Annotated in this window: 21 protein-coding genes, 1 tRNA gene and 8 pseudogenes; 19 read left to right on the top strand and 11 right to left on the bottom strand. The window is 64.7% G+C overall.

The annotated features are described in order from the left end of the window. Nucleotides 1-2 precede the first annotated feature (2 nt). Together AC0IX7_RS20080 and AC0IX7_RS20075 are read left to right on the top strand one after the other, a co-directional pair. Nucleotides 3-323: an HNH endonuclease gene (locus AC0IX7_RS20080; protein WP_471813965.1), complete on the top strand. Its 321-nt coding sequence runs from the start codon at nt 3-5 to the stop codon at nt 321-323. Nucleotides 324-432: 109 nt separating this feature from the next. After that, nucleotides 433-1,308 carry an SDR family oxidoreductase gene (locus AC0IX7_RS20075; protein ID WP_471813617.1) on the top strand — a complete coding sequence of 292 codons (876 nt, stop codon included), beginning with the start codon at nt 433-435 and terminating at the stop codon, nt 1,306-1,308. Between the two features lie 39 nt (nt 1,309-1,347). Here the strand turns inward: AC0IX7_RS20075 and AC0IX7_RS20070 are convergent, their stop codons facing one another. The 3 genes from AC0IX7_RS20070 to AC0IX7_RS20060 are packed head-to-tail and all read right to left on the bottom strand — an operon-like array spanning nt 1,348 to nt 3,412. Further along, a complete protein-coding gene (locus AC0IX7_RS20070; RefSeq protein WP_471813615.1) occupies nt 1,348-2,109 on the bottom strand; it encodes a sterol desaturase family protein in 762 nt (253 codons plus the stop codon). After that, nucleotides 2,106-2,828, bottom strand: coding sequence for a fatty acid desaturase (locus AC0IX7_RS20065; protein ID WP_471813613.1), 723 nt, complete (start codon nt 2,826-2,828; stop codon nt 2,106-2,108). The genes AC0IX7_RS20070 and AC0IX7_RS20065 overlap by 4 nt, the downstream gene beginning before the upstream one ends. Before the next feature lie 56 nt (nt 2,829-2,884). Next, nucleotides 2,885-3,412, bottom strand: coding sequence for a sterol desaturase family protein (locus AC0IX7_RS20060; RefSeq protein WP_471813611.1), 528 nt, complete (start codon nt 3,410-3,412; stop codon nt 2,885-2,887). 239 nt (nt 3,413-3,651) lie between these two features. On the opposite strand from AC0IX7_RS20060, the gene AC0IX7_RS20055 reads away from it, so the two are divergent. Further along, nucleotides 3,652-4,245 carry a phosphatase PAP2 family protein gene (locus tag AC0IX7_RS20055; protein WP_471813963.1) on the top strand — a complete coding sequence of 198 codons (594 nt, stop codon included), beginning with the start codon at nt 3,652-3,654 and terminating at the stop codon, nt 4,243-4,245. Further along, nucleotides 4,137-4,577: a phosphatase PAP2 family protein gene (locus tag AC0IX7_RS20050; RefSeq protein WP_471813609.1), complete on the top strand. Its 441-nt coding sequence runs from the start codon at nt 4,137-4,139 to the stop codon at nt 4,575-4,577. Before AC0IX7_RS20055 ends, AC0IX7_RS20050 begins: the two co-directional genes overlap by 109 nt. On the opposite strand, the gene AC0IX7_RS20045 is transcribed toward AC0IX7_RS20050, so the two are convergent. The 6 genes and pseudogenes from AC0IX7_RS20045 to AC0IX7_RS20020 form a co-directional block, all read right to left on the bottom strand. Continuing rightward, the gene (locus AC0IX7_RS20045; RefSeq protein WP_471813607.1) at nt 4,525-5,061 is read right to left on the bottom strand and encodes a glycosyltransferase; all 537 of its coding nucleotides are present in this window, start codon (nt 5,059-5,061) and stop codon (nt 4,525-4,527) included. The two genes, AC0IX7_RS20050 and AC0IX7_RS20045, sit on opposite strands and share 53 nt — an antisense overlap. A gap of 1,737 nt (nt 5,062-6,798) precedes the next feature. Continuing rightward, nucleotides 6,799-7,482, bottom strand: a complete 684-nt coding sequence (locus tag AC0IX7_RS20040; RefSeq protein ID WP_471813605.1) for a replication protein A — start codon at nt 7,480-7,482, stop codon at nt 6,799-6,801. A 25-nt stretch (nt 7,483-7,507) separates the two neighbouring features. Beyond that, nucleotides 7,508-8,560, bottom strand: a complete 1,053-nt coding sequence (locus AC0IX7_RS20035) for a tyrosine-type recombinase/integrase (protein WP_471813961.1) — start codon at nt 8,558-8,560, stop codon at nt 7,508-7,510. Between the two features lie 3 nt (nt 8,561-8,563). Beyond that, nucleotides 8,564-8,614, bottom strand: a pseudogene (locus AC0IX7_RS20030) (hypothetical protein); the annotation flags it as partial. Between the two features lie 79 nt (nt 8,615-8,693). Further along, nucleotides 8,694-8,765, bottom strand: a pseudogene (locus AC0IX7_RS20025) (hypothetical protein); the annotation flags it as partial. A 158-nt stretch (nt 8,766-8,923) separates the two neighbouring features. Next, nucleotides 8,924-9,014 (bottom strand) — tRNA-Ser (locus AC0IX7_RS20020). 155 nt (nt 9,015-9,169) lie between these two features. Between AC0IX7_RS20020 and hspQ the strand changes: the two genes are divergently transcribed. The 4 genes and pseudogenes from hspQ to AC0IX7_RS20000 all read left to right on the top strand — a co-directional run bounded on the left by hspQ (nt 9,170) and on the right by AC0IX7_RS20000 (nt 11,206). Next, nucleotides 9,170-9,565 carry a heat shock protein HspQ gene (gene hspQ / locus AC0IX7_RS20015; RefSeq protein ID WP_447794327.1) on the top strand — a complete coding sequence of 132 codons (396 nt, stop codon included), beginning with the start codon at nt 9,170-9,172 and terminating at the stop codon, nt 9,563-9,565. A gap of 268 nt (nt 9,566-9,833) precedes the next feature. Next, nucleotides 9,834-10,181, top strand: coding sequence for a 50S ribosomal protein L21 (gene rplU / locus AC0IX7_RS20010; protein ID WP_107963253.1), 348 nt, complete (start codon nt 9,834-9,836; stop codon nt 10,179-10,181). Nucleotides 10,182-10,194: 13 nt separating this feature from the next. Then, nucleotides 10,195-10,486 (top strand): annotated as a pseudogene (rpmA, locus tag AC0IX7_RS20005) (50S ribosomal protein L27). Between the two features lie 201 nt (nt 10,487-10,687). Beyond that, entirely contained in the window at nt 10,688-11,206 is a 519-nt protein-coding gene (locus AC0IX7_RS20000; RefSeq protein WP_471813603.1) for a GNAT family N-acetyltransferase, read from the top strand. A 270-nt stretch (nt 11,207-11,476) separates the two neighbouring features. Here AC0IX7_RS20000 and AC0IX7_RS19995 read toward each other — a convergent pair. Then, nucleotides 11,477-12,347, bottom strand: a pseudogene (locus tag AC0IX7_RS19995) (metal-dependent hydrolase). A 63-nt stretch (nt 12,348-12,410) separates the two neighbouring features. Here AC0IX7_RS19995 and AC0IX7_RS19990 point away from each other — a divergent pair. The 10 genes and pseudogenes from AC0IX7_RS19990 (at nt 12,411) to lptG (ending at nt 22,625) form a co-directional block, all read left to right on the top strand. Further along, nucleotides 12,411-13,008, top strand: a pseudogene (locus AC0IX7_RS19990) (TetR/AcrR family transcriptional regulator). A 65-nt stretch (nt 13,009-13,073) separates the two neighbouring features. After that, a complete protein-coding gene (gene obgE, locus AC0IX7_RS19985) occupies nt 13,074-14,120 on the top strand; it encodes a GTPase ObgE (protein WP_471813601.1) in 1,047 nt (348 codons plus the stop codon). A gap of 146 nt (nt 14,121-14,266) precedes the next feature. Beyond that, nucleotides 14,267-15,363: pseudogene (gene proB, locus AC0IX7_RS19980) on the top strand (glutamate 5-kinase). Nucleotides 15,364-15,454: 91 nt separating this feature from the next. Further along, nucleotides 15,455-16,366 (top strand): annotated as a pseudogene (locus AC0IX7_RS19975) (NAD-dependent epimerase/dehydratase family protein). A 60-nt stretch (nt 16,367-16,426) separates the two neighbouring features. Then, complete coding sequence (locus AC0IX7_RS19970; RefSeq protein ID WP_056021671.1) at nt 16,427-16,669, top strand: acyl carrier protein; 243 nt, start codon at nt 16,427-16,429, stop codon at nt 16,667-16,669. Nucleotides 16,670-16,818: 149 nt separating this feature from the next. Further along, a complete protein-coding gene (spt, locus tag AC0IX7_RS19965; protein ID WP_471813599.1) occupies nt 16,819-18,081 on the top strand; it encodes a serine palmitoyltransferase in 1,263 nt (420 codons plus the stop codon). A 260-nt stretch (nt 18,082-18,341) separates the two neighbouring features. Next, a complete protein-coding gene (locus AC0IX7_RS19960; protein ID WP_471813597.1) occupies nt 18,342-20,093 on the top strand; it encodes an ATP-binding protein in 1,752 nt (583 codons plus the stop codon). Further along, entirely contained in the window at nt 20,060-20,236 is a 177-nt protein-coding gene (locus tag AC0IX7_RS19955; protein ID WP_471813595.1) for a hypothetical protein, read from the top strand. Before AC0IX7_RS19960 ends, AC0IX7_RS19955 begins: the two co-directional genes overlap by 34 nt. A gap of 87 nt (nt 20,237-20,323) precedes the next feature. Continuing rightward, nucleotides 20,324-21,528 (top strand): annotated as a pseudogene (gene lptF / locus AC0IX7_RS19950) (LPS export ABC transporter permease LptF). Next, nucleotides 21,525-22,625: an LPS export ABC transporter permease LptG gene (lptG, locus tag AC0IX7_RS19945; RefSeq protein WP_471813593.1), complete on the top strand. Its 1,101-nt coding sequence runs from the start codon at nt 21,525-21,527 to the stop codon at nt 22,623-22,625. The pseudogene lptF and the gene lptG overlap by 4 nt, the downstream one beginning before the upstream one ends. Before the next feature lie 104 nt (nt 22,626-22,729). Here lptG and AC0IX7_RS19940 read toward each other — a convergent pair whose 3' ends face one another. Then, nucleotides 22,730-23,839, bottom strand: coding sequence for a fatty acid desaturase family protein (locus AC0IX7_RS19940; RefSeq protein WP_471813591.1), 1,110 nt, complete (start codon nt 23,837-23,839; stop codon nt 22,730-22,732). A 163-nt stretch (nt 23,840-24,002) separates the two neighbouring features. On the opposite strand from AC0IX7_RS19940, the gene AC0IX7_RS19935 reads away from it, so the two are divergent. Beyond that, nucleotides 24,003-25,154, top strand: coding sequence for a GNAT family protein (locus AC0IX7_RS19935; protein ID WP_471813589.1), 1,152 nt, complete (start codon nt 24,003-24,005; stop codon nt 25,152-25,154). Nucleotides 25,155-25,170: the final 16 nt, after the last annotated feature.

Here is a 25,170-nt window from a genome sequence, read left to right as displayed (position 1 = left end):
GGATGGCAGGATTGTTGGAGGCGGAGGCGCGAACGATCGCTGCCGAAGACGCTGGGCGATGCGGGCTGTGCGAGCGGCCCTTGGGACGAAGGGTGGAATGGCATCACAGAATTCCGAAAAGCCAGGGTGGGACGGAGGTCATCCCGGTTCATCCGATCTGTCACCGTATCATCCATGCCAGCGTCTCAAATCAGGATCTCGCGACGACGTTTGCGGATCTCGATGTCTTGAAAGCACGACCGGATATCAGTCGCTTCCTGCACTGGATTGCCGACAAGCCTGCGGACTTTCACGCCCCCACCCGCCGCGCCGATATCCGCTGAGTACACCGGCCTCGACGATAGATCGTCATCGGTAACGGACTTTTATGTATGCGGCACTTAACGATCGGAGGACCGTTCCTGTAGCGACCCGAACAGCAGGACGCTTTCCATGACCGATGATCCGCGTACCCGCCATCCGACGAGCTTTCCCGGCGAACCGCAGCAGCCACGCCCGGGGCTTGTCGCCAACATGAAAACCAAGCCCGACCACGGCGAGGAAAGCTATGTCGGCAAGGACCTGCTGACGGGGAAGGTCGCGCTTATCACCGGTGGTGATTCCGGCATTGGGAAGGCCATCGCAATTGCCTACGCGCGTGAAGGCGCGGACATCGCACTCTCGTACCTAGCCGTCGAGCAGGAGGATGCCGAAGATACACAAGCCTGGGTCGAAAAGGCGGGACGCCGATGCCTATTGCTGCCGGGCGACATTCGCGATCGCGATCACTGCGTCACGCTGGTGGAGCGCACCGTCAGTGACCTTGGCGGGATCGATATACTGGTCAATAACGCCGCCGCACAGACGATGAACGAAGATCTGGACACCGTCGACGATGACGTGATGCAGGGAGCGTTTGCCGCCAATGTGTTTGCAATGATCCGTCTCGCAAAGGCCGCGGCGCCGCACATGAAGCCGGGGTCGGCGATCGTGAACACCACCAGCGAGCAGGCCAAGGTCGCGACCAAAAGCATGATCGTCTACGCCGCTACTAAAGGCGCGATCTCCAGCCTGACGGTCGGGCTGTCAAATTTGCTCGTTGCTAAGGGAATTCGCGTTAACGCGGTGGCACCGGGCCCGATCTGGACGCCAATCCAGCCAATCGCGAAGTCCGAGGAGGAACTGGAAAAACTCGGCCAGGATACGCCTTTGGGTCGCGCCGGTCAGCCTGCCGAACTTGCTCCGGCCTATGTCCTGCTGGCGTCGAAGGAGGGAAGCTACATGACCGGTGCGGTGATCGCGGTCACTGGCGGCGTACCGATCAACTGATCAACGAACGGGTGCTTAGGCGCACGCCCAGCAATAGTGCTAGGAGTTCGCCGCTTCGGCCCGACGTGCGGCGCGGGCATGCTCCCGCGTGAAATCGCCAACGCCGCGGTCGGTGTGGCAAAACCGGTCCCAATGGCGGAAATACAGGCCGTAGTTGCAGCCGTAGAGTTCGTGGTGCCGCTGATGATGGCTGGCCGTGATCAGCCATCCTCCCAGCGGGCCCGACCACATGAAACGCGGAAAGATCTCCCATCCCATGTGGTTCGTGACCCCCATCACCGTCATGATCGTCAGTACGATGCCCAGACCGGCGATATGGATTGGAACAAGGAACACCAGCAACGGGATGACAACCGCGCCGGTTAATGCCTCGATAGGATGAAATGCCATCGCGGCCCATGCCGTCGGAGGCCGGCTGGCATGATGCAGCGCGTGCGCCAGCTTGAACGGTTTCGGGCGATGCATCCAGCGGTGCGTCCAGTAGAACCAGGCATCGTGCGACAGCAGATACAGGAAAACCGAAACCGGCAGGTACCAGAGCGGATAGGCCTGGATGTCAGAGTACACCTGCGTCCAGCCATGATGCTGCCATCCCCACGCGACGACGCCAGCCGGAATCCCATAGAGTGCTGCGGACGCCAGGCTCCAGATGATTTCGCGACGGACCTGCGGGTTCAGCCCGAGGTACAGCCCCGGATGCTTGCGGACCGTGATGCAGGCGAACGCGCCCGACACGAGGAGATAGCGAACGCCGACGATGACGGTCATCGCGACGGCGGAGAGGATGATGGCAAGCGTCATGCTTCATCCTCGACGGCCCTGCGATCGGCAGCTCGCACGGCAAGCGCGCGGCGCCGTGACGGAAGTCCCCACCACGGCGTTCCCGGCGAAAGGTGGTGCTCGTGATGATACCCGCCGAAGTGGAAGCAGGTCAGCAGCGACAATATCGGGCCCACGTCGATACTGTGCGCGCGGTGCGAGTCCGCGTAGGGTGTCTCGCGCTCTCGGTGCGGCAGCCACGTTCCGAACACGAACAATTGCGCCACCGCACCTAAGGCCGGTAGAGCCCAGAAGACGACGATGTTGCCAAGCGGTGCCCCGAGCAGCAGCGTATAGATCAGCGCCACCACGGTTATCCGGATGATCTGCCCGTGGGAATAATAGGTCTTGAAAAACTGCAGGAACCAGCCGCCGAGACTTGGATCGCCACCGTGAAAATCGGGGTCCCCCGCTCTTCCGGTTTCCTTGTGATGCAGATGATGCTGCGGCAATAGTGATGCATAGGACAGGCAGGCATAGAGCGATAGGCAGGTCGCGCCGATCGCTCGGTTCAGGCGTGGTCGATAGGGCGCCAGCGCGCCGTGCATTGAGTCATGCGCGACGATGAACAATCCGGTACTCAACCAAGTCTGGACGATGACTATCACGATGGCCAAGGGAATTGTACTCAAGCCCCAACGCCAGAAGAAGATGCCGGTTACATGGATAGCCAGCCACGCCACGACGATCGCGGCGGACAACGAAACCCCGACACGCGTCTGGTGCCTCAGTGCCTCCGATTGGCGAACCGTCCCGCTCACTTCTTCGCGGCTGCCGAGGTGAGGTTTCCAGCTTTATCGGAACGTGCCGCCCGCAGCTGCGGATCGGCGTTCGCGCGCAACTGCGCCTTCAGCACCGACGGCTTGCGCGCGAACAGGAAGCCGTGGCTGACGGTACCGTCCTTGCCCTCGACCGCGTGGTGCAGGCGGTGCGCTTGCAACAGGCGCTTGAAATACCCCTGCTTGGGTACCCAGCGAAAACCGCCGCGCTGGTGCACCAGCATGTCGTGCACAAAGGCATAGATGCCGCCGTACACCGTAATGCCAAGCGCTGCCCACCACAGCGGTTCCCACCAGAGCCCGACGACGAACAACACGATGGGCACGATCGCGAACACGATTGCGTAGAGGTCGTTCTTTTCGAACCAACCATTATGATCTTCATGATGCGACTTGTGCCAGCCCCAGCCCCAACCGTGCATGACGTAGCGATGCGCTGCCCACGCGAAGCACTCCATGAACAACACCATGAAGACGACGATCGCGAGTTTTTCGAACCAGGTCACTTTGCTCGATCGCACGAAATGACGATGGCCGGGTGCAACGAATTCAACATGATGCATACATAACGGTTACCGGCGTTCGATGCGAGGGCGACCCGCCACAAAATCTCGTGTCAGTGACGGCTGCGGCCGGCCCTTTCTCGTCGCCTTTTACAGAACGGTGTAACGGGCATCGCGACGAGATGCCCCGGTAAAATGCCGTCACCGTGGCACCGGAGAGTGAGAAGCGGCGTTTGACCGCGATGATCGCCCGAGTCTTACGCGCCGACGACCGGGACACTTCCTCCTGGTTGTTGATCGCAGCCATGCTGATGAGTTTTCTAGCGGCCCAATATCATCACCGCTTCTCGGTGGATCCGATCCGCGCGGCCCCCGCGATAGCCTTACTGATGGCGCTCGGCAGCGCGCTGGCTATCGGCAGGTACACTGCGCGACCGCGCCTTGCGGCTGGCGCGACCGCGTTCCTTCAGATGACGCTCTTTACTCTATTAGGCGTCGTGCTGGCGTATGCGTTGGCGGCGAATGCCGGACAATTGTGGGACGCGCGACTGGCCGCCGCCGACCGTGCAATCCGCTTCGACTGGCCGGTTGTGCTCGCCTTGCTGGACACATGTCCTCCTGTGATCTGGCTACTCGGATTGGCGTATCACAGCCTTACCTTGCAGATGATCGTGGTCATCGTCGCGTTGAGCGCCATGGGGAAATTCGACACGCTGAGAATAATGGTTTGCGCCGCCGTCCTGTCCGGTTTCATCACCATATTGATTTCAGGCCTTACCCCAGCGATGGGCAATCTGTTCGATCCCTCCGCTACGCGCATCTTTGGCCATCGATAGCCTGGCTGGAACAGGAACTGATATCTGGGCTTCGCGACGGATCACTACGCGTGCTCGACCTTACCATGCTCATGGGGATCGTCAGCTTTCCGAGTTTTCACGCGACGCTCGCCACCATTTTCATCTGGGCATTCGGCGCGATGCCGCGGGTTGCCCTACCGGGCCGGGCATGGGCCATACTGACGATCGTCGCGACGCCGGTCTTCGGCGGTCACTATGGGGTGGACGTCATTATGGGGCTTGTCCTCGCGCCGCCCGCCCTCCTTGCAGCCCGCTACCTCACGCGGCGCAGGCAGCCTTTCCATCGGATGGATTCAGCCCTGGCGGCCTGACATCGGTCTCGCCGCAGAGCGCCGCGTCGACCATCGCTGCCGCCTCGGCTGCGCCCCCGGCCGCCGCCATATCTGTCGCCATCCTCCTTGCCGCACGACGGTATCCCGGATCGCTCAGCACCTGCCGCAACGCCGGTTCGAGGCCTCCCTTGCCTGCTTCCGCAGCAGAGACGACGCGTGCAGCCCCGATCCGCTTTAGACGCGCCGCCGTTGCTGGTTGTTCGAATGCCAACGGCACGGCAACGATCGGAAGACCGGCTGCCAGCGCGTCCAGCACCGTATTGAACCCGCCATGCAGGATCGCGGCAGAACATAGGGGCAGGATGCGGGTCTGCGACCAGAATGCCCTCACCACCGGGTTTCCAGGTAGCGAGCGGGCTTCGCGATCGCTCAGCCCGCCGCCATGCGCCACCACCGCACGGGCACCCACCGCGGAACAGGCAGCCGTCATCGCCGCGAACAGCGATCGGCGCGCACCCTGCAACGACCCCAGCGAACAGAATACAAGCGGTCGACCGTCGTCGTCCGGAAGGTTTCCCCCGGCTCGTCCCCCGCCATGGCCCACCGTATCGAAAGCTCTCCGGCAAGGCCAAGCGAGGAAAGTCTAGGCCTTTTGGGCATTGCGCGATCTGCAATCGTTCGGACCATTGATATCGGGGGTCGGGATCGAGCCCCCAACGCCGCGCATACGTCGCCACCATCGTTGTGATCGGCCGCATCAACAGATCGCTGACTGCGTACCCACCATTGTTGCGATTCCGCCCCACCGCATCGGGACGATATGCCCACCCGAGAAAGGGTGGCGGTACCGTTGGCTCCCTGAGCAAGGGCAATCCGGTAACGGCGGTCACGAACGGCAGTCGGAGATGTCGTGCTACCAGTGCTCCGGCTGGCTCGACAGAGTCGGCGACGATCGCATCGACCTCTAGCCTCGACAGCGCCGTCGGAAGAGCCCTCAGAAGCAGTTCCGTTAGCGAAGCGGTACCGCGGATCATGCGGGGTAGTCCGACAGGCCCCGACGGCTGCGCCAGCTTACGGTAGTACTCTGCCAGCAAGCCTTGGCCGTCCGCGGGGTGATCGAGCGCCGCAAACCCAACGCCGCAGTCGGGCACCAGCGACGCGACGTCGGCCAAGTGGATTATCGTGACTCTATGTCCCGCTTCGACGAGCGACGTTCCCAATGCTGCTAGTGGATTGATATGGCCCGCCGTTGGCGGCGCGATGATGGCGATATGCCGCCTTTTGACCGTCAATGCCGTGGAGCTTTCCGTCGCCGTCGTGTTCGATCGGTTACTATCAGCATGCGGGCGACGAGCGAAAGCGCAATATTGGTCAAGCGCATAGCGTTTGATCGGAGAGCACCAGAAAGCGGCTGGTTGGTCCCCTGCCCCACAGCCTGAACGAGCGTCCACTTACGCCAATCGCTGCCCGAAAGCAGCCGAGCCGCTTTCCACCAGAAGGCGGCCCTTCGGGCCAGTGCCACGCCCCCTGAACGAACGCCCGTTTATGACGATCACCGCACGAGAGCGCGCCTGGCAGCTATCCACCACTCGGTTCCAAGTTGGATACCCAAATACTGCGCAAGAACCCCCGCCTCGCCCGCGAGCTTTTTACGTGGGTTTGGATGCAGTGGCTGGCCTGCTGCAGACCCGCCAAAATCTAACCTTAAATAGCGGCATTAAGCACTCCAGCTGGATGCAGTTTGCTGCACCTCCATGCGGACAGCAGCCCCCGTGATGGCAAGCTAACGATCCACGCGATCAGCTATACCGCCGCCCCTCGATCGCTTCTGACCCCGCTGGAGCGGGAGGCCCAGTTCCCCGCCCCCAATCCTGCGCGCCCGAATTACACGCTATTCCCCCGCCTCGCCCGCAAGCTTTTCGTGTCGGTTTCGGTGCGTTAACAGGCAACAGCCAGTCCCACGGTATTCCGCCGCTTTTGGCCACATATCACGGCAGCATCGAGGGTGCGTCTCGGTGCACCAACGGCCACCTGAGCGAAACCGCATGCAGCAAGTCGATGTAGGACGTTCAAACACGCCAAACGGCTCGACTCCTATCGCCGCGGGTCGGCGCCGACCGCACCGTCCTAGAGTACGACCGAGCACCGCTGGACGCGACCCGCCGCCGATGCCCCAACATCGGGTCATCTAAAGAACCTGTCACCTTCATCGATCGGCGATCTTTCATCTCTATAAATGAATGGTGCTGGTTTCAGGCCGCTAGGCGGACTCGCGCTCATTCTCGTCCAGCGCGTCCGCAAGTCGGGCGAGGGCAGCCGCCAGCGCATTGTTCCGGACACGAAAGCCCACCGCTTCGCGTAACGGCAGCTCAGCCACCATCTCCGCCTGCTCGGTGCGGGCTTGCTCAAGATGTTGGACCATGTCGGCAGGCATTGGCGCGGGACCAACGATACGCTCCACAATCACGCGGGCAAACGCCGGAATGCAGAGCCGGTACGCGTTGCTGATCTGGCGGATTCTGGGCCCGGCACCTTCCGCCTCCGGAATCGGTTCTGTCCTGCGGATCCAATCCAGAAAGCCGTGGTCCCTAAGCGCTTTCAACGCCCGCACGATAGCGTCACGCGACCGCCGCAACTTTCCCATGAGATAGTCGATCGACGGCTCAAGCCGGCCTGACCGGTGACACACGATGCGATACAGCGCGCGGAGGACTTCTAGCCCAACGTGACCTAGTGGTCCGTTACGCTTGCCAGGCTGCTTGTGCTGCCGGTCATACCCTTCTGCCGCGATCATCGCCGGCCCCATCTGACGCTTGCTGAGCGGGCGCCAGAATCGGGCCTCGCAGGAGCCCTTGGGAAAGCTGTCGCGCCGGACGCGGTTACGCGAGCTGCCGTACTGGCTGGCCTTGCCGGCAATGATCTCGTGGAGCGAGCGCGCGATCATGCCATCGCTCCCTCGGCGCCAACACCTAGCGGCGCGGTCCTTCGAGTAGCTCCGCTGCTGGCGCAAACCCATCGAGCAGGAGGTCGGCCCACTCCTGCGCGATCTCGATACGACGCGGCAGGTACGCAGCGCGGTTGTAGGTCGCCTCGACGCCATCTGGAATATGCGCGAGCATGAGATCGATGATCGCGCGATCGCCCGGTCTGTCGAGCGCCTGCGCGCGCTCGTTCATCACGGTCGAGAATGTCGACCGCCAGCCGTGCGGCACATGCCGGGCTCGGACCGCCAAGCGATTGTAGAAATACCCGATCGCATTCTCGCTGATCGGCTTGTGAGCGTGGCGCTGGCTCGGAAAAACCAGCGGGCCGCGCGGTGCGAAGGCACGCGCTGCCCGGAGCACATCCATCGCCTGTCTGGACAGCGGTACCAGAAAGTCGAAGCGGTCGTCCTGCTTGCGCGCGACTTTCAATTTCATGCGGTCCGCCGGGATGCGCCACACCGGCGGATCCTCGTTCAACGGCCCCAGTTCGGCCCAACTCGTCGTCCGAAGCGTCCCCGGCCGTAGTGCCGTCAGCGCGAGAAGTCGCGACGCGAGCTTGGTCATGGGATGCGCTGCCGATGCCTCGGCTGCCATCAGTAGCGCACGGGCTTCCTCGAGCGATCCGAGAGCCGGCTGCCGTTTCTTGATAAGCGGCTTCATCGCTCCACGAATCGATACAGCCGGATCGCTCGTCGCGTATCCCGACGCTATCGCAAAGCCGTACACAGCCGAGATGCGCTGCCGAACGCGACGGGCGGTCTCTACCGATGGCCGCTCCTCGATCCGGCGTACCAGTTGCAGCACCATCGGCGAGGTCACCGCTGCGATTGGCGTCGAGCCGATATACGGAAAGACATCCTTCTCGAGGCTGTTCAAGACATCCGCCGCATGCACAGCGACCCAGCTCGACAGCTGCTGGGCATGCCATTCCCGCGCTACCGCCTCGAACGTCGTTGCATGCTCGATATGCCGAACCGCTGCGGCTTGCTTGCGGTCGACGCTCGGATCGGTCCCGGCCTTCAAGAGTCGTGACGCCACGTCCCGGTGCTCGCGCGCGAGCGCCAGACTGACCTCTGGATAGCTGCCCAGCACAAGCAGCTTTTCTTTGCCGGCGATCTCGATACTTCCAGCGCCAGGAACGAAAGCCCGTGGTCGTCACGAACAGATGAAGCCCCCGGGCATCGGACAGCTTGTAGCTCTTCTCTGCCGCCCTGGCCTGTCGGCAGCGTAATTCGGTCAGCACTCGATACCCCCAGAACGTCTTCAGCGTACCCCCAGAATACCCCCAACAAGCGTGCGCTTGGCTGAGACACAATGGGACGATGGGAGACTACCGCACAAGGAAAAGCGAGGCAAATCTGCCCCTTGCGAGACAGTATGAGACCGGCTGGTATAAGAATTTGGCGGAGAGGGTGGGATTCTGAACCCACGGTACCCTCGCGGGTACGCCGCATTTCGAGTGCGGTACATTCGACCACTCTGCCACCTCTCCGCAGGTCATCCAAGGCGCTGCGAACAGTCCCTCCGATCGGTCGAAGCGCGGCCTCTAATGAAGTGCCCCTGGGGACGCAAGCGGATTTCGAGCTTGCGGGCACCGTCCAGCGCGTTTTCCTTGTGCGGCGCAAAACAGACCCTAAATTGGCGGATATGCCCCGACACGACAGTATCGCTCACGACATCACGAGCCCGCTTATCCCCGCCGAGGTGGTCGCGCCGCCGATCTCGCACGCGAACTTCTCGATCGGCGACGTTGTGCGGCACCGGTTGTTCGATTTCCGCGGGGTGATCTTCGACGTCGATCCGGTCTTCGCGAACAGCGACGAATGGTATGCGGCGATTCCGGAGGATATCCGTCCGCGCAAGGACCAGCCGTTCTACCATCTGCTCGCCGAGAACATGGAGTCGAGCTACGTCGCGTATGTCAGCCAGCAGAATCTGGTGCCCGACGATAGCGACGAGCCGGTCGACCATCCGGCGATCTCGGGGTTGTTCAGCGACTATGCGGATGGCCGGTATGCGTTGCGCCAGGTTCATCGGCACTGAGGCGAATCGAATCTCCGTCATGCCGGGCTCGTTCCGGCATCCAACCTTCCGCTTGATCATCCGCGATTGATCTCGCGGCACGGTGGACCCCGGAACAAGTCCGGGGTGACGAGAGAAGTCACGGAATGACTGCGGTCGCCCCCACGCTAAAACCGCCCTTCCGCTGCCCCTTCGCGGTTGACAACTCGCCCCCCTCGCTTAGCTGCCCGGCTTCTCCCGGCGGACCCTGCGTTCGTGGGGCACATGTATTTGGAAAGTGACAAGGGCCATGTTCGCAGTCGTGCGCACGGGCGGCAAGCAGTATCGCGTCGCCGCCGGAGATAAGATCGTCATCGAGAAGATCGAGGGCGATGCAGGTGCGTCGGTGACGCTTGGTGACGTTCTGCTGGCGGGCGAAGGCTCGGAGCTGCGGTCCGTCGAGGGCTTCGTCGTCGCTGCAGAGATCATCGCGCAGGCGAAGGCGGACAAGGTCATCGTCTTCAAGAAGCGTCGTCGTCATAACTATCGTCGTAAGAACGGCCATCGCCAGCAGCATACGATCCTGAAGATCGTGTCGGTCGGCGGCCAGACTGCAAAGAGCAACGAGGGCGACACCGCCCCGGCCGCTCAGGCATAAGGAGTAGCTTCAGATGGCACATAAGAAAGCAGGCGGCTCTTCGCGCAACGGTCGCGATCTCGGCCGGTCGTCGTCTCGGCGTCAAGAAGTTCGGTGGCCAGGCGTGCGTCGCCGGCAACATCCTCGTGCGTCAGCGCGGGACGAAGTTCTACCCGGGTACGAACGTCGGCATCGGCACGGACCACACGCTGTTCGCGCTGGTCGATGGCCGCGTCGTGTTCAGCCAGGGCAAACTCGGGCGCAAATTCTGCTCGGTCGAGCTGGCCGCGAACGACACTGCCGACATGGCAGCAGCAGCCGAATAACATCGGGTAACCATCCGGGTTGCCCACCAGGGTGACCCGGGTCGCGAAAGCGAACCTGAACAAGGGAGACGGGTCACCCCGGCTCCCTTTTTATTGCTCCCTCCACGCGGCTGTCGCGGTCCCGTCATCCCGACGTGGCATGCGCGCAGCCAATGACGCGATAGGAGAGAGCCGTGTTCGCGCGCACCAAGAGATCTGACATTGCGGCCGGGTTGGCCGGAGGATGCGCCTGCACTGGCGCGGGCGATCGGGTATGAGACGGTGATCGCCAAGCTGGCGCGGGCGCCCTGGCCCTATACGCTGGGGGATGCCGAGGCATTTCTGGCAGCCCCGCGCGGCGCCCATGACCCGCATTTCCTGATCGAGACGATGGAAGCGGGCACGCCGCGACTCGTCGGCGGTATCGGGCTTCGGGCTGCGGGTCGTGGCCATGAACTCGGCTATTGGTTGACGCCCGATGCCTGGGGTCGCGGCTATGCGACCGAGGCTGGCGAGGCCGTGGTGGCGATGGCGCGGCATGCGCTGGGCTTGCGGCGGCTGGATGCCTTTCATTTCGTCGATAACCCGGCGTCGGGGCGCGTGCTGGCGAAGCTCGGGTTTCGGCCGACGGGAAGGGTCGAGCCGCGGACGTCGCGGGGGCGTGGAGGTGAGGCGCCGGCGGTGATGTTCGAGCTGGATCTGGATGATGATCGATGTGCGCCGATGCCGCTTGCGGCGTGAGTCGCGCGATCCTGCAGTAAGAGGATAGCCCCACCCCGGCGAAGGCCGGGGCCCAGTTGGGGGACGTTGCTGGCGGAGGACAGCGCTCCGTTACTGCGACCTTTCCAACTGGGCCCCGGCCTTCGCCGGGGTGGTGGCCTAGCTGATAGTAAGACCCCTTTAGCCGTTCCCTCGCGAACGCGGGGGTCCAGGAATCACGGGCGGTGTCGTTTGGTATCCTGGGCTCCCGCCTTCGCGGGAAAACTAGGAAGGGAGGGACGAGCCTGAGGATCAGGCCACCGCCACTCCCCGCTTCGCAACCGGCAGCACCGCCGCCTCATACTCGCTCTCCGCCAAGCCGATCAGCGCGCGGTCGTCGTGCTTCCACGGATGGAACCCCGGCAGGAAATACGCGGCCCAGACGCCTGCGACTTTCCGCGCCATGCCCGGATTGCCGAACGCGTACCACGCCATCCGCGCCCACACCTTCGGTCCGGTCAGCCCGTCTTGTCGCAGCAGTTCCGCCATGCCCCGCGCCCGCCCGGTGAAGAAGCGCCACGTCGTGATCAGCATCACCAGCGACTTCACCCGCCAGCGCGTGAAGCGCGGCCAGTCGCGAGTCGCGTGCAGCCACGTGTCGTAGGCGACACCCTTGTGCTCGATCTCCTCCGCCGCATGCCACAGCCACAGCGCCGCCGCCTGCTCGTCACCACCGCGCAGATGATTCGGGTTCGCGATCAGTTCGTGCGCCAGCATCGCGGTGAAATGCTCGAGGGCGGTCGTCGCCGCCAGACTCGGCAATCTCCGGGCGCCCCTTGGTCAGCGCCAGGGCAGCGTCGACGTCCACGATCAATGGCGCGACGTCGTAGCCCTGGTCGGTCACGTGGCGGTTGAAGGCGACGTGCTCGCGGGTGTGGATCACCTCCTGCTTGATGAAGGCGTTGATCTCGGCGTGGAGTTTCGGCGGCGTGCCCTCGCGGAACTTCCGCACGCTGTCGACGAAATAGCCCTCGCCCTTCGGAAACGTCACCGACAGCGCGTTGTAGAAGGCGGTCGCGATCGGATCGTCGTTGAGCCACCAGCGGCGAATCGCGGCGCCACGACCGAAGCGGCGGTCGCGCGGGGTGATCGTCAGATCGGCAGGCGTGGTTGCTTTCGCCACGGAAACCTCCAAACAGGAATGAACACTCGTTACTTACATTGATGTAAATAGGTTCCCCGGTCCGTGACGTCAACACCGCGCAAGCGACTCTCCCCTACCGAATCGCGTGAAGCCGCCGTCGAGGCTGCGCGCGCTGCTCGTCGAGAGCGGCCCCAGCGCAGTCACGCTGAAGGCGGTCGCAGGCAGGATCGGGCGCACACACGCCAATCTGCTCCACCATTTCGGCTCGGCCGAAGCGCTGCATACTGCGCTGATCACGCGGATGGCGGCCGACATCGTCGGCACGATTGGCGCCGCGGTGCTGCGCGTGCGGGCCGGTGAGCTCGACCCGCGCGAGGTCGTCGAGATGACCTTCGACGCATTCGGCAAAGGCGGCGCGGGCGCGCTCGCGAGCTGGATGATCCTGTCGGGCAACACCGATGCGCTCGATCCTATCATGGCGGCGATCCACGACCTCGTCGATGAACTCGCGGGCGGCGAACTGCCCGGCACGCGGCCGATCCACGAACAGACGTTGACGCTGGTGCTGATGGCGCTCGGCGATGCGCTGATGGGGACGCCGATGGCGCGGGCGCTGGGACTGCCGGTTGGCAAGGCGCGCGAACTCGCGCTCGACGCGCTGCTCGCGAGCAAGGATGCTGGCGCACCGACGCCCTGCTAACGCGCGCAAGTCTTGGCAGAATCGCAGAGGGTGGAGATTTTCGCCAATTTCGCTATGGGGCGGCGATGCATTTTCTAGACCAAGCCAAGATCTACGTACGTTCGGGTGAGGGCGGCCCCGGTGCCGTCAGCTTCCGCCGCGAGAAATATATCGAATATGGCGGCCCCGATGGCGGCAATGGCGGCAAGGGCGGCGACATCGTGTTCGAATGCATCGCCGGCCTGAACACGCTGATCGACTTCCGCTACACGCAGCATTTCCGCGCGCCACGCGGCTCCGGCGGGTCGGGCTCGAACCGCACCGGCGCGGGCGGCAAGGACCTCGTCATCCGCGTTCCGCTCGGCACGCAGGTGCTGTCGGAGGACAAGGAAGAGGTGCTGATCGACTTCACCGAGGTCGGCCAGCGCGAAGTGCTGTTCCGTGGCGGCGACGGCGGGCGCGGTAACGCGAGCTACAAGACCTCGACCAACCGCACGCCGCGCCAGCACGGCACCGGCTGGCCGTTCGGCGAGGCGTGGGTCTGGCTGCGGCTGAAGCTGCTTGCGGACGCGGGCCTCGTGGGCTTGCCGAATGCGGGCAAGTCGACCTTCATCAATCAGGTGACGAACGCGCAGGCGAAGGTCGGTGAATACGCCTTCACGACCACGCGGCCGCAGCTGGGCGTGGTGCGCCACAAGCAGCGCGAGTTCGTGGTCGCGGATATTCCCGGGCTCATCCAGGGTGCGGCCGAAGGCGCGGGGATCGGCGATCGGTTCCTAGGGCATATCGAGCGGTGCCGGGTGCTGCTGCATCTGGTCGATGCGAACGACCGCGACGTGGCCGAATCGTACCGGATCGTGTGCGACGAGCTGGAGAATTACGGCGAGGGGCTCACCGACAAGAAGGTGATCGTCGCGCTGAACAAGATCGACATGCTCGATCCGGAACTGATCGCGGCGTTGTCGGCGGAACTGGCGGACGCCAGTGGTGCCGAGGTGATGGCGATTTCGGGCGCGAGCGGCGCTGGGATCGAGGCGGTGCTGGACCAACTGATCGAGGCGATCGGCCCGGCTCCGGGCGCGGCGAAGGAACTGGAAGAAGGCGAAGTGCCGGTCGCATGGTCGCCGCTGTAGGCGCTGGCTTAGCCCTCTCCCCTCCGGGGAGAGGGACGGTTCCAGATTTCTCCTCCCGCTTGCGGGAGGGGTCGGGGAGGGCTTTCTTGCCGACAGGTCACGCCCGCCCTCTCTAACCCCTCCCGCAAGCGGGAGGGGAATGCGTGATGTTTCCACCGTCGTCTTCCACGCGGCTGATCGTTAAGATCGGGTCGGCGTTGCTCGTCGATCCTGACGGGAGCGTCCGGCGGGAGTGGCTGGCTGGCCTCGTCGCCGACATTGCCACTCGGACTGGCGAGGGCCAGCAGGTCGCGATCGTGTCATCCGGCGCGATCGCGCTCGGCGCTCGGCGTCTAGGTCTCCCCAAGGGCGGCCGGGCGAGTCTCGAAGACGCGCAGGCCGCAGCCGCCACCGGCCAGATCGCGCTGAGCCAAGTCTGGGCCGAGCTGCTCGCCGCGCAGGGCCTGAACGCGGCGCAGATGCTCGTGACGCTCGACGATCTCGAAGACCGCCGCCGCTATCTCAACGCCGCCGCGACGCTCAACCGGCTGTTGTCGCTGAAAGTCGTCCCGGTCATCAACGAGAACGACAGCGTCGCGACCGAGGAAATTCGCTTCGGCGACAATGATCGTCTCGCCGCACGCGTCGCGCAGGCGGCCGGCGCGCAGGGCGTCATCCTGCTCTCCGACGTCGACGGGCTCTACACCGCCAACCCCCACACCGATCCATCCGCGACTCATATCGCCAGCGTACCCCGGATCGACGCGGTCGCGGGGATGGCGGACGACGGGTCGGGTTCCGGCATGGGCTCGGGCGGGATGGCCTCGAAGATCGCCGCGGCGCGGATCGCGACCGGTGCGGGTATTCCATTGGCGATTGCGTCGGGTCGGATCGAGCATCCGCTCTCCACCCCTGCCCGCCACACGATCTTTACCGCCGAACGCACCGCGTCCGCGCGGAAGGCTTGGCTGGCGGGCGGCCTGACCGCGAAGGGTGCGATCTATGTCGATGCGGAGCCGCGGCGGCGCTCGGCCAGGGTCGGAGCTTGCTCGCCACGGGCGCGACTCGGATCGATGGCGGCTTCATGCGCGGCGATCTGGTGACGATCGAAGGGCCCGCCGGCACCGTCGCGCGCGGACTCGCGGAATATGACGCGGCCGACACGGCACGCCTGCTCGGCCGGCATAGCGACGAACATGCGGCGATCCTTGGTTACGCTCCGAGATCCGCGCTGGTGCACCGCAATCATTTGGCGCTCGTATGACCGGCCAAGCCTTGTTCACCCGCGAAGGCGGGTGCCCAGTCTGGACACCCGCCTTCGCGGGTGAACATTCTTCGATCTCGGGAACGCTGTCATGATCCTGGCCATCACCGGCGGCACCGGGTTCGTCGGCAGCCACCTGATCGATCACGCGCTGGAGATGGGTCACATCGTCCGCGCGCTCGCCCGCAAACCGCAGGCCAAGCGGATCGGCGTGACCTGGGTCGAGGGCGCGCTCGATCGGCCCAAGAGCCTCGCCGCGCTGGTCGAAGGCTCGGACGCGGTGATCCACGTCGCCGGCGTCGTCAACGCAACGGACCGCGCAGGCTTCGGCAAGGGCAATATCGCCGGCACCGAAGGCATCATCCAGGCAACGAAGCACGCCGGTATCCGCCGCTTCGTCCACGTCTCCTCGCTCGCCGCGCGCGAGCCGGCGCTGTCGAACTATGGCTGGTCGAAGGCCGAGGCGGAGACGCGCGTTCAGATATCCGGGCTGGACTGGACGATCGTCCGCCCACCCGCGATCTTCGGCCCGCGCGATCACGAACTGCTCGATGTCTTCAAGGCGGCACGGTCGGGCTACATACCGATGCCCCCGCCGGCACGCGCGTCTCGCTGCTTTATGTCGAGGACCTGACCGCGCTATTGCTCGCGCTCGCCGAGATTGGCGACGCGCCGTCTCATCATGGAGCCCGACGACGGCGTGCCGAACGGCTGGGACAACCGCGATTTCGCGCGCGCGATCGGCACGGCGGTGAACGGGGCGGTCGGCAAGTCGGTCCGGGTGTTCTCCACGCCCCGCCCTCTCCTGAAGCTCGCATCCGCCGTCGACCGCCTCGTCCGGCGCCGCAAGGCCAAGCTCACGCGCGACCGGGTCAGCTATTTCTGCCACCCCGACTGGGTCTCGCACAAGCCGCCGCCGCCCGCGCTATGGACGCCCTCGGTCCCGACCCCACAGGCGCTCGCGCAAACCGCCGCATGGTATCGCGCGGCGGGGCTGCTATAGCGCCGAAAAGCCGCCGCAATTCCCTGTCAGGACTGCGTGGCGACACCCGGAAGGATTATAATGAGCGACCGTCAGCAGATCTACGACACCGTCACCGCGCAGATCGAGCCCTTCAATAAAAAGGGCGTCGCGCTGACCGATGCGACGACGTTCCAGGGCGACCTGGAGTGGGACAGCCTCACGGTCATGGATTTCGTCGCCGCGATCGAGGACGAATTCGACATCATCATCACGATGAACATGCAGGCCGAGATCGAGACGGTCGGCCAGCTGGTCGACGCGGTCGCGAAGTTGAAGGCCTGACCCCCTTGCCGTTCGTGCCGATTAGGGATCGAGCGTAGCCGAGAGCCCGTATCAAGGTACATGTCCTTCGATACGCCATCTCGACAAGCTCGACGGCTACTCGGGACGAACGGTTGGGATACACATTCCAACTTCATGGAATCGATAGAATGACCGAAGCCGCCACCACTGCCCACGCCCTGCCCGTCGACGCTCCGGAGTTCGCGCCGGAACGCGATCTCATGTCGAAATTCGACGCACTGATCGCCGAACGCGAGGCGCTGATCGCCAGTGGCGTGCGCAATCCGTTCGCGATCGTGATGGACGAGGTGAAGGGCCCGACGCAGGCGGTGATCCGCGGCAAGGACACGATCCTGCTCGGGACCTACAACTACATGGGCATGACGTTCGACCCCGATGTCATCCAGGCGGGCAAGGACGCGCTCGACGCGTTCGGGTCGGGCACCAACGGCAGCCGGATGCTCAACGGCACGTTCCACGATCATATCGACGTCGAACAGGCGCTCCGCGAATTCTACGACATGACCGGCGCGATCGTGTTCTCGACCGGGTACATGGCCAATCTCGGGATCATCTCGACGCTCGCCGGCAAGGGCGAATACGTCATCCTGGACGCCGACAGCCACGCCTCGATCTACGACGGCTGCAAGCAGGGCAATGCCGAGATCGTACGCTTCCGTCACAACGACGTCACCGATCTCGACAAGCGCCTCGGCCGCCTGCCCAAGGAGGCCGGCAAGCTGGTGGTGTTGGAGGGCGTCTATTCGATGCTCGGCGACATCGCCCCGCTGAAGGAGATGGTCGCGGTCGCCAAGAAGCATGGCTGCATGGTGCTGGTCGACGAGGCGCATTCGATGGGTTTCTTCGGACCCAATGGCCGCGGCGTATACGAGGAGATGGGGCTGACCGACGAGGTCGATTTCGTCGTCGGCACCTTCTCGAAGTCGGTCGGCACGGTCGGCGGGTTCGTCGTGTCGAACCACCCGAAGTTCGAGATGGTGCGCTTCGCCTGCCGCCCGTACATCTTCACCGCCTCGCTGCCGCCCTCGGTGGTAGCCACCGCCGCGACGTCGATCCGCAAGCTGATGACCGCGCACGACAAGCGCGCGCAGCTGTGGAAGAACGCGCGCCGGCTGCACGGCGGGCTGAAGGCGATGGGCTTCAAGCTCGGCACGGAGACGTCGGACTCGGCGATCATCGCGGTTATCCTGACCGACCAGCAACAGGCGATCGCGATCTGGCAGTCGCTGCTCGAGGGCGGGCTGTACGTGAATATGGCGCGGCCACCCGCGACGCCGGCGGGGACGTTCCTGCTGCGGTGCTCGCTGTGCGCGGAGCATACCGACGAGCAGATCACGACGATTTTGGGGATGTTCGGGGCCGCTGGCCGTGCGGTCGGGGTGATTAGCTGATCCTCGATCCTCCCCGCAAGGGAGGTGGCTGGCTCTTGCCAGACGGAGGGGGCGGAAAGGGTAACCTCTGTTCCGCGTCCTCCCTCCGTCACCTTCGGTGCCACCTCCCTGGCGGGGGAGGATCGAAAGGACCGCCTCGCCAAAAATCGAAATCATTGCGCGGGGGCAACGGCGCGCTAGGATGACCGGGTGATGCGAAGCGAGGCCCAGACCGCGGCCCTGGGGGCGGAGCGACCTGGCGGACCGTCACGCTGGTCGTGATGGGGCTGCTCGGCGCGGCGGTGCTCGTCGCCCTGATCGTGACGCTCGGCAACGCCAATCGCCAGCGCGACCGCGCGCTCGAACTGCAGGCGCACAGCTATGACGTGATGATCCTGGCGCGGACGCTGTCGGGTACGATCGCCCGGTCGGAGGCGTCGCTAGGGCGCTACGTCATCAGCGGCGACAAGCAGCTCGGGCAGCTCTATTTCGACGAATGGCTGCTGGCCGGCACGCAGATCGAGCGGCTCGACCGGATCACCAACGACAATCCCGAACAGCAACCGCGGATCGATCGGCTTCGTGTCGCGTATGACGCACGCGGGCGCGAACTGTCGATGACCGCGCTCAACACGAGCTACGGCAAGAACGGCCAGGCGCTCGCGCGCTATTACCAGGCGCGGAAGGCGCCGACGCTCATCGAGATCAACAAGACGCTCGACACGCTGATCGCCGGCGAGCGCGCGCTGCTCGACCAGCGGACGGCGGCGGCGATGGGATCGGTCGAGCGATCGAGCTGGGTCGCGGGCGTGCTCGCGGTGTTCGGCGTGCTGATCGTGCTGGGCGCGATCCTGCTCGGCTGGTTCACGATCCGCGCGGTCGGCGAGCGGGCCACGGCGCTGGCCGACGCCGAGCTGGAACGCGAGCGCGCCGACGAGCTGACCGCCGCCGTCGCCACCGCCACCGCCGAACTGCGCGTGCAGGAGGCCAAGCTGCGCCAGATCCAGAAGATGGAGGCGGTCGGCCAGCTGACCGGCGGCATCGCGCACGACTTCAACAACATGCTCGCCGTGGTGCTGGGCGGGCTGGAGCTTGCCCGGCGCAGCGTCGCCGCCGACCCAATGACCGCACGGCGGCACATCGACAGCGCCACCGAAGGCGCGAACCGGGCGGCCGCGCTCACCCGTCGCCTGCTCGCCTTCAGCCGCGAGGACTCGCTGAAGCCCGAGCCGATCGACGCGGCCGCACTGGTCGCGGGCATGTCCGACCTGCTCGACCGGACGCTGGGCGATGCGATCACGCTGGTGGCGCGCGACGAGGCTGCCGGCTGTTGCGTGCGCGCCGACCGCGTCCAGCTGGAAAACGCGGTCCTCAACCTCGCTGTCAACGCGCGCGATGCGATGAACGGCCGCGGCACGCTGACGATCGTCACCGGCGCCACGACGCTGGCAGCGGAGCAGATCGGCCGGTGCGCGGCGGGCGATTACGTGACGATCATGGTCGCCGACGACGGCTGCGGGATGACGCCCGACGTCGCCGACCGCGTGTTCGAGCCGTTCTTCACCACCAAGGATGTCGGCAAGGGCACCGGCCTCGGCCTTAGCCAGATTTTCGCACTGGTGCAGCAGTTGCAGGGCGAGGTGGGCATCGTCTCGGCGCCGGGCGAAGGCACCGCCGTCACGCTTTATCTACCGCGCACGGCGGACGTCGGGCCCGCCATCGTGCCTTTACTGCCGTCCGAGATCCCACCCGCTGCACCGCCGCCGCCCGCGATGCTCGACATCCTCGTCGTCGAGGACGATCCGCGCGTGTTGAGCGCGACGATCGGCGCGCTCGAGGAGATCGGCCACCGCGCGATCCCGTGCGACGATCCGCTCGCCGCCCCGGCGTTGCTCGCGGCCAACCCGGCGGTCGGGCTGATTATCTCCGACGTGCTGATGCCGCGCCAGACGGGTCCCGAGATGATCGCCGCGCTTTCCCGCTCTATCCGCACATCGCCGTGCTGTTCGTCACGGGCTTTGCGGGCGAGGTGAACGTCGCGCAGTTCGGTGGTCACGACGTGCTGCGCAAACCCTTCACGCTGAACGGCCTGGAGCGCGCCGTCGCGACGGCAATGGCCGCGGATCGCACCACCTCAACGGCCACCGCTCAGCGCGATCCGATCGCCGCGGAATGATCGTTCACTGATGCGGCGATAGGGGATGACGCTTCGCCCCTGCCCCTCTATACCCCGGCGACCCAGCATACCGAGCCGAACCCGCGCATGAAATCCATCGACCGTTACATGGCCCGGCTGATCGCGGTGCCGCTGTTCTCGACGCTGCTGATCGCCGTCATGCTGTTCGTGCTCGATCGCATGCTTGGGCTGTTCAATTTCGTCGCGACGCAGGGTGGCCCGATCAGCGTCGTGTGGCGGATGCTCGCCAATCTGCTTCCCGAATATCTGGGCTTGGGCATTCCGATCGGGCTGATGCTCGGCATCCTGCTCGCGTTCCGCCGGCTTTCGACCTCGTCCGAGCTCGACGTGCTGCGCGGCGTCGGCATGAGCTACAACCGGTCGCTGCGCGTGCCGTACATGTACACGATCGCGCTGGCGCTGCTGAACTTGGCGATCGTCGGATACGTCCAGCCGATCGCGCGCTATTATTACGAGGGTCTGCGGTTCGAGCTGCGCACGGGGCGCTCGGCGCGTCGATCAAGGTCGGCGAGTTCACCAATCTCGGCTCGCGGATGACGCTGCGGATCGAGGAGAGCAAGGACAAGGGGCGCGAGTTGTCGGGCATCTTCGTCCATGCTTCGAGCCAGAATGGCGACTGGCTGGGCGTCACCGCGGAGAGGGGCAAGTTTCTCGCGACCGACGATCCCAACGTCATCACCTTCAGGCTGGCGAACGGCACGCTGGTCCACAACAAGCCCGAGTTCAAAACGCCGCGCGTGTTGACCTTCACCAGCCACGACCTACCGATCAATCTGCCCAAGTTCGAGAGTTTCCGCGTCCGCGGCGGCCGCAACCTGGAATATACGCTGCCCGAACTGGCCAAGCAGGGTCAGCGCGGCGCGACGCTGGAGCAGCGTGACGGCAGCCGGTCGGAGTTCCACTTCCGCCTTGCCGAAGTCGCGACGATGTTCCTGTTGCCGCTGCTCGCGCTCGCACTCGGCGTGCCACCGAAGCGATCCTCGTCCGCGCTCGGCGTGTTCCTGTCGATCGTGATGATCGTCACCTATCACAAGGTGAACCAGTACGCGGCGGACGTCGGCGAACTCGGCCGGATCGATCCGATCATCGCGCTGTGGGTGCCGTTCACGATCTTCGCCGGGCTGATCCTGTGGATGTATTACACCATCGCCTACGTCCCCGGCGGGCAGCCGATCGGCGCGCTGGAACGTGTCTTCTCGAAGACGTTCAAGGCCATCACCAAGCGCATTCCGGGCTTCCGGCCTAAGTCGCAGGCGAGCAAGACCGCATGAAAACCGTCAGCTTCTTCCCGTCGCGCACGGTCGCGATCTACATGGGTCGGATGTTCCTGGTGCGGACGTTCGCCGTGTTGGCCGCGCTCGTGCTGGTGCTTCAGGCGCTCGACCTGCTGAGCGAGTCGGGCGACATCCTTGCCTATCCCGGCAATGGCGACGCGCAGATCTGGCAATATGTCGCGCTGCGCGTGCCGCAGATCGTGTCGCGGTTCCTGCCCTTCTCAGTGCTGCTGGGAACGATCCTGACACTGATCACGATGAACCAGAACAGCGAGATCGTCGCGCTGAAGGGCTCGGGGCTCTCCGCGCACCAGGTGCTCGCGCCGCTGCTGGTGGCGAGCCTCGGCGTGGCGGTGATCAGTTTCGTGTTCAATGACCGGGTCGTGGCGCGCTCCACCGCGACGCTGAACCAGTGGCAGAAGGTGAATTACGGCAAGCTGCCGATCGATCGCGGCGACCGCGCGAACGTTTGGGTGCGCGACGGCGACGACCTGATCGAGGTGGCGCAGATCCGCGGGCGCGGCGATGCGACACGGTTGGGCGGGATTACCTTGTACGATCGCACGGGCGGTAACCTGGTCGCGATCCTGCGCGCCGATCACGGCAAGCGTGCTCCCGGTGGCGGCTGGCTGATCGAGCCGGCAACGCGGTTCGACGTAGCGCGTGGTTCGGTCACCAATCTCGGCTCGGTGGTGATCGCGAAGGACGTGCGGCCGGATCAGTTCACGCTGGCGAGCGTCGATGCGGACGGGCTGTCGTTCGGTGCGCTGAAGGCCGCGATCGGCGACCTGTCCGATGCGGGGCGCCCGACCAAGGCGCTCGAGGGGTCGTTGTGGCACAAGCTTTCGGGGCCGCTGTCGTCGGTTCTCATGCCGCTGCTGGGCGCGGTCGCGGCGTTCGGTATTGCGCGATCGGGCAAGCTGTTCGTGCGCGCGGTGATCGGGATGGGCCTGGGGTTCGCGTTCTTCGTCGCGGATAACTTCGCGTTGGCGATGGGCAATCTCGGCGCTTACCCGCCGTTTCTCGCCGCTTGGGCACCGTTCCTGCTGTTCTTCCTGATCGGGGAAGCGGTGCTGATCCGGTCCGAGGAATAGAGCGCTCCATCACCCCGGACTTGTTCCGGGGTCCACGGTTCCGCAGACCCTATACGATCCATTTCGCGGACGGGTGGATGCCGGAACAAGCCCGGCATGACGTATTAGCGCCTTACCATCGTGCTGCGGGCAATCTTGCTCACCAGCCCTGGCAACCCCGGATAGCTCGCCTTGTGATACGGCGACATCGCGTCCAGCTCGGCCGAAATCCGACGATGCGCCTCGCCCAGCGCATGATAGGGCAGCCCCGGCAGCAGGTGATGCAGCGCGTGATAGCGCAGCCCGACCGGTGCCCATAGCGCGGGCAGCAACGCCGGCGGCGGCACGTTGACCGTGTCGAGATACTGCGCGGTCACCGTCATCGTCTCGCCGTCATTCTCCCACAGATGCGCGACGAGCGTGCGGACTTGGTTGAGCACCGCGAACGCCGACGCCACGCCAAGGATCGTCAGGAACGCACGCAGCGGCAGCACGCCCGTCACCGTGATCGCGATCAGCGTGATCGCCCACAGGCTCGCCGCGATCTCGAGGCGGTTCCAATAGGCCTTCGCCTCACCCTCGGGCGCACGACGGCGGAATTGCGGGTTGATCGCCAGCGCCGAATAGCGCTCGACCACCATCGTCCGCAGCTTCGGCGAGAGCAGCGACAGCGGTGACAGAATCGCGAATCGGATGATCAGCGCGATCGGCGCCAGAGCCGACACAACGATGAACAGCGGCAACGTCCACGGCTTCATCAGCGCCAGCGGCAGATATTCGGGATCCTCGACCGTGCCATAGCGCGTCTTGGCATGGTGGAGGTTGTGAACGCCTTCATACATGAACGACGGCGTCAGCATCGGCACGCCGACGAAAATGTTCCAGCCGAGTCGGAAGTTCGGCACCGAGGCATGCTTCATGTGGCTGACTTCGTGGATGAAGCTCAGCCCACGATACAACCCGAGCACCGACGCGATCGCCGCAATCACCGCCACTGCCGTCGAGTCGCTCGTCGCCGCCACGAACAGCGCACCATAGCCCAGCACCATCGACGCGATCAGGTCGCCCCAATACACTGCCGGCCGCGGCTTCACGAGGTCGCGCGTCAGGTCGGCCGCAGCGCGCAACATCGCCTTGTCGTCGGCGATACGCACGACACCCGCGCCGGGTGTTGCTGGGGCTGGAGCGGCCGTGCCGCGAGTGAGGCTGAGCGAGGTATCCATGGGCATGTCCATTGCCCGAAGATAGTGGCCGCAGCGTGGCATTTACAGGTTGCACGCTTGTCCCCGCGCGAGGAAACCCGATCACTCTGACCGGCTGCCGCGATGACGCACGTGTCACTCGCCTTTACGCCGGACGCTGGCTAGACACGCGCGACTGCGTTTTCGGGAACGACACATGGCTAAGCTTACGATCCGTCCGGTCGAGACGAAGAAGGACCGGAAAATCTTCATCGATCTTCCGTTCCGACTTTACGCCGACGATCCCAACTGGGTGCCGCCGCTGAAGTCCGAGGCGCTCGGGCTGATCACGCCCGAGAAGAACGGCTGGTTCAGCCATGCCAAGGCACAGCTGTTCCTCGCCGAGGAGGACGGCCGGGTCGTCGGTCGCATCTCCGCGCACATCGATACGCTCGCGTTGACGATGCCGGCCGAGCAGGGCTTCGGTCCCGGCGTCGGCCAATGGGGGCTGATGGAGGCCGAGCGGCAGGACATCTTCCAGGCGCTGCTCGCGCGCGCGGAGGACTGGCTGCGCGAACAGGGCATGACGCGCGCGCTCGGGCCGATCAGCATGTCTATCTGGGAGGAGCCGGGCCTGCTGATCGACGGTTACGATCACCCGCCGACGATCATGATGGGCCACGCCAAGCGCGAATATCGCGGCTGGATCGAATGGGCGCAGTATCGCCCGATCAAGCAGCTGATGACGTACGAGGTCGACGTCACGAAGCAGTTCCCGCCGATCGTCCAGCGCATCATCAAGTCGGGCGAGAAGAACGCACGGATCACCGTCCGCAATGTCGACAAGACCAAGTTCGAGGAAGAGGCGGCGATCATCCTGTCGATCCTCAACGACGCGTGGCGCGACAATTGGGGGTTCGTGCCGCTGACCCCTCCGGAGATCAAGGACGTCGGCGTCAAGCTGAAGCCGATCGTCTTCAACGACCTGATCCGGATCGCCGAGCTTGACGGCAAGCCGGTCGCGTTCATGATCACGCTTCCCGACCTGAACGAAGCGATCAAGCCGCTGAACGGCAGCCTGCTCCCGTTCGGCTGGGCCAAGCTGTTGTGGTGGCTGCGCAAGCCCAAGGTGCGGACGGTGCGCGTGCCGCTGATGGGAGTGGTGAAAGAGTTGCAGGCATCGCGGATGGCGAGCCAGCTGGCCTTCATGATGATCGAATACATCCGCCGCTCCTCGGTCGAGCATTATGATGCGAAGCGCGCGGAGATCGGCTGGATCCTGGACGACAACCAGGGGATGCGGTCGATCGCCGAGACGATCGAGAGCCGGGTTAACAAAGTGTATCAGGTGTACGAGCGGACGCTGTAGGCGCGCACTCTTAGGA

This window comes from Sphingomonas sp. AC411 (genome assembly GCF_979253035.1).
This window is presented reverse-complemented; position numbering and strand designations above follow the sequence as displayed.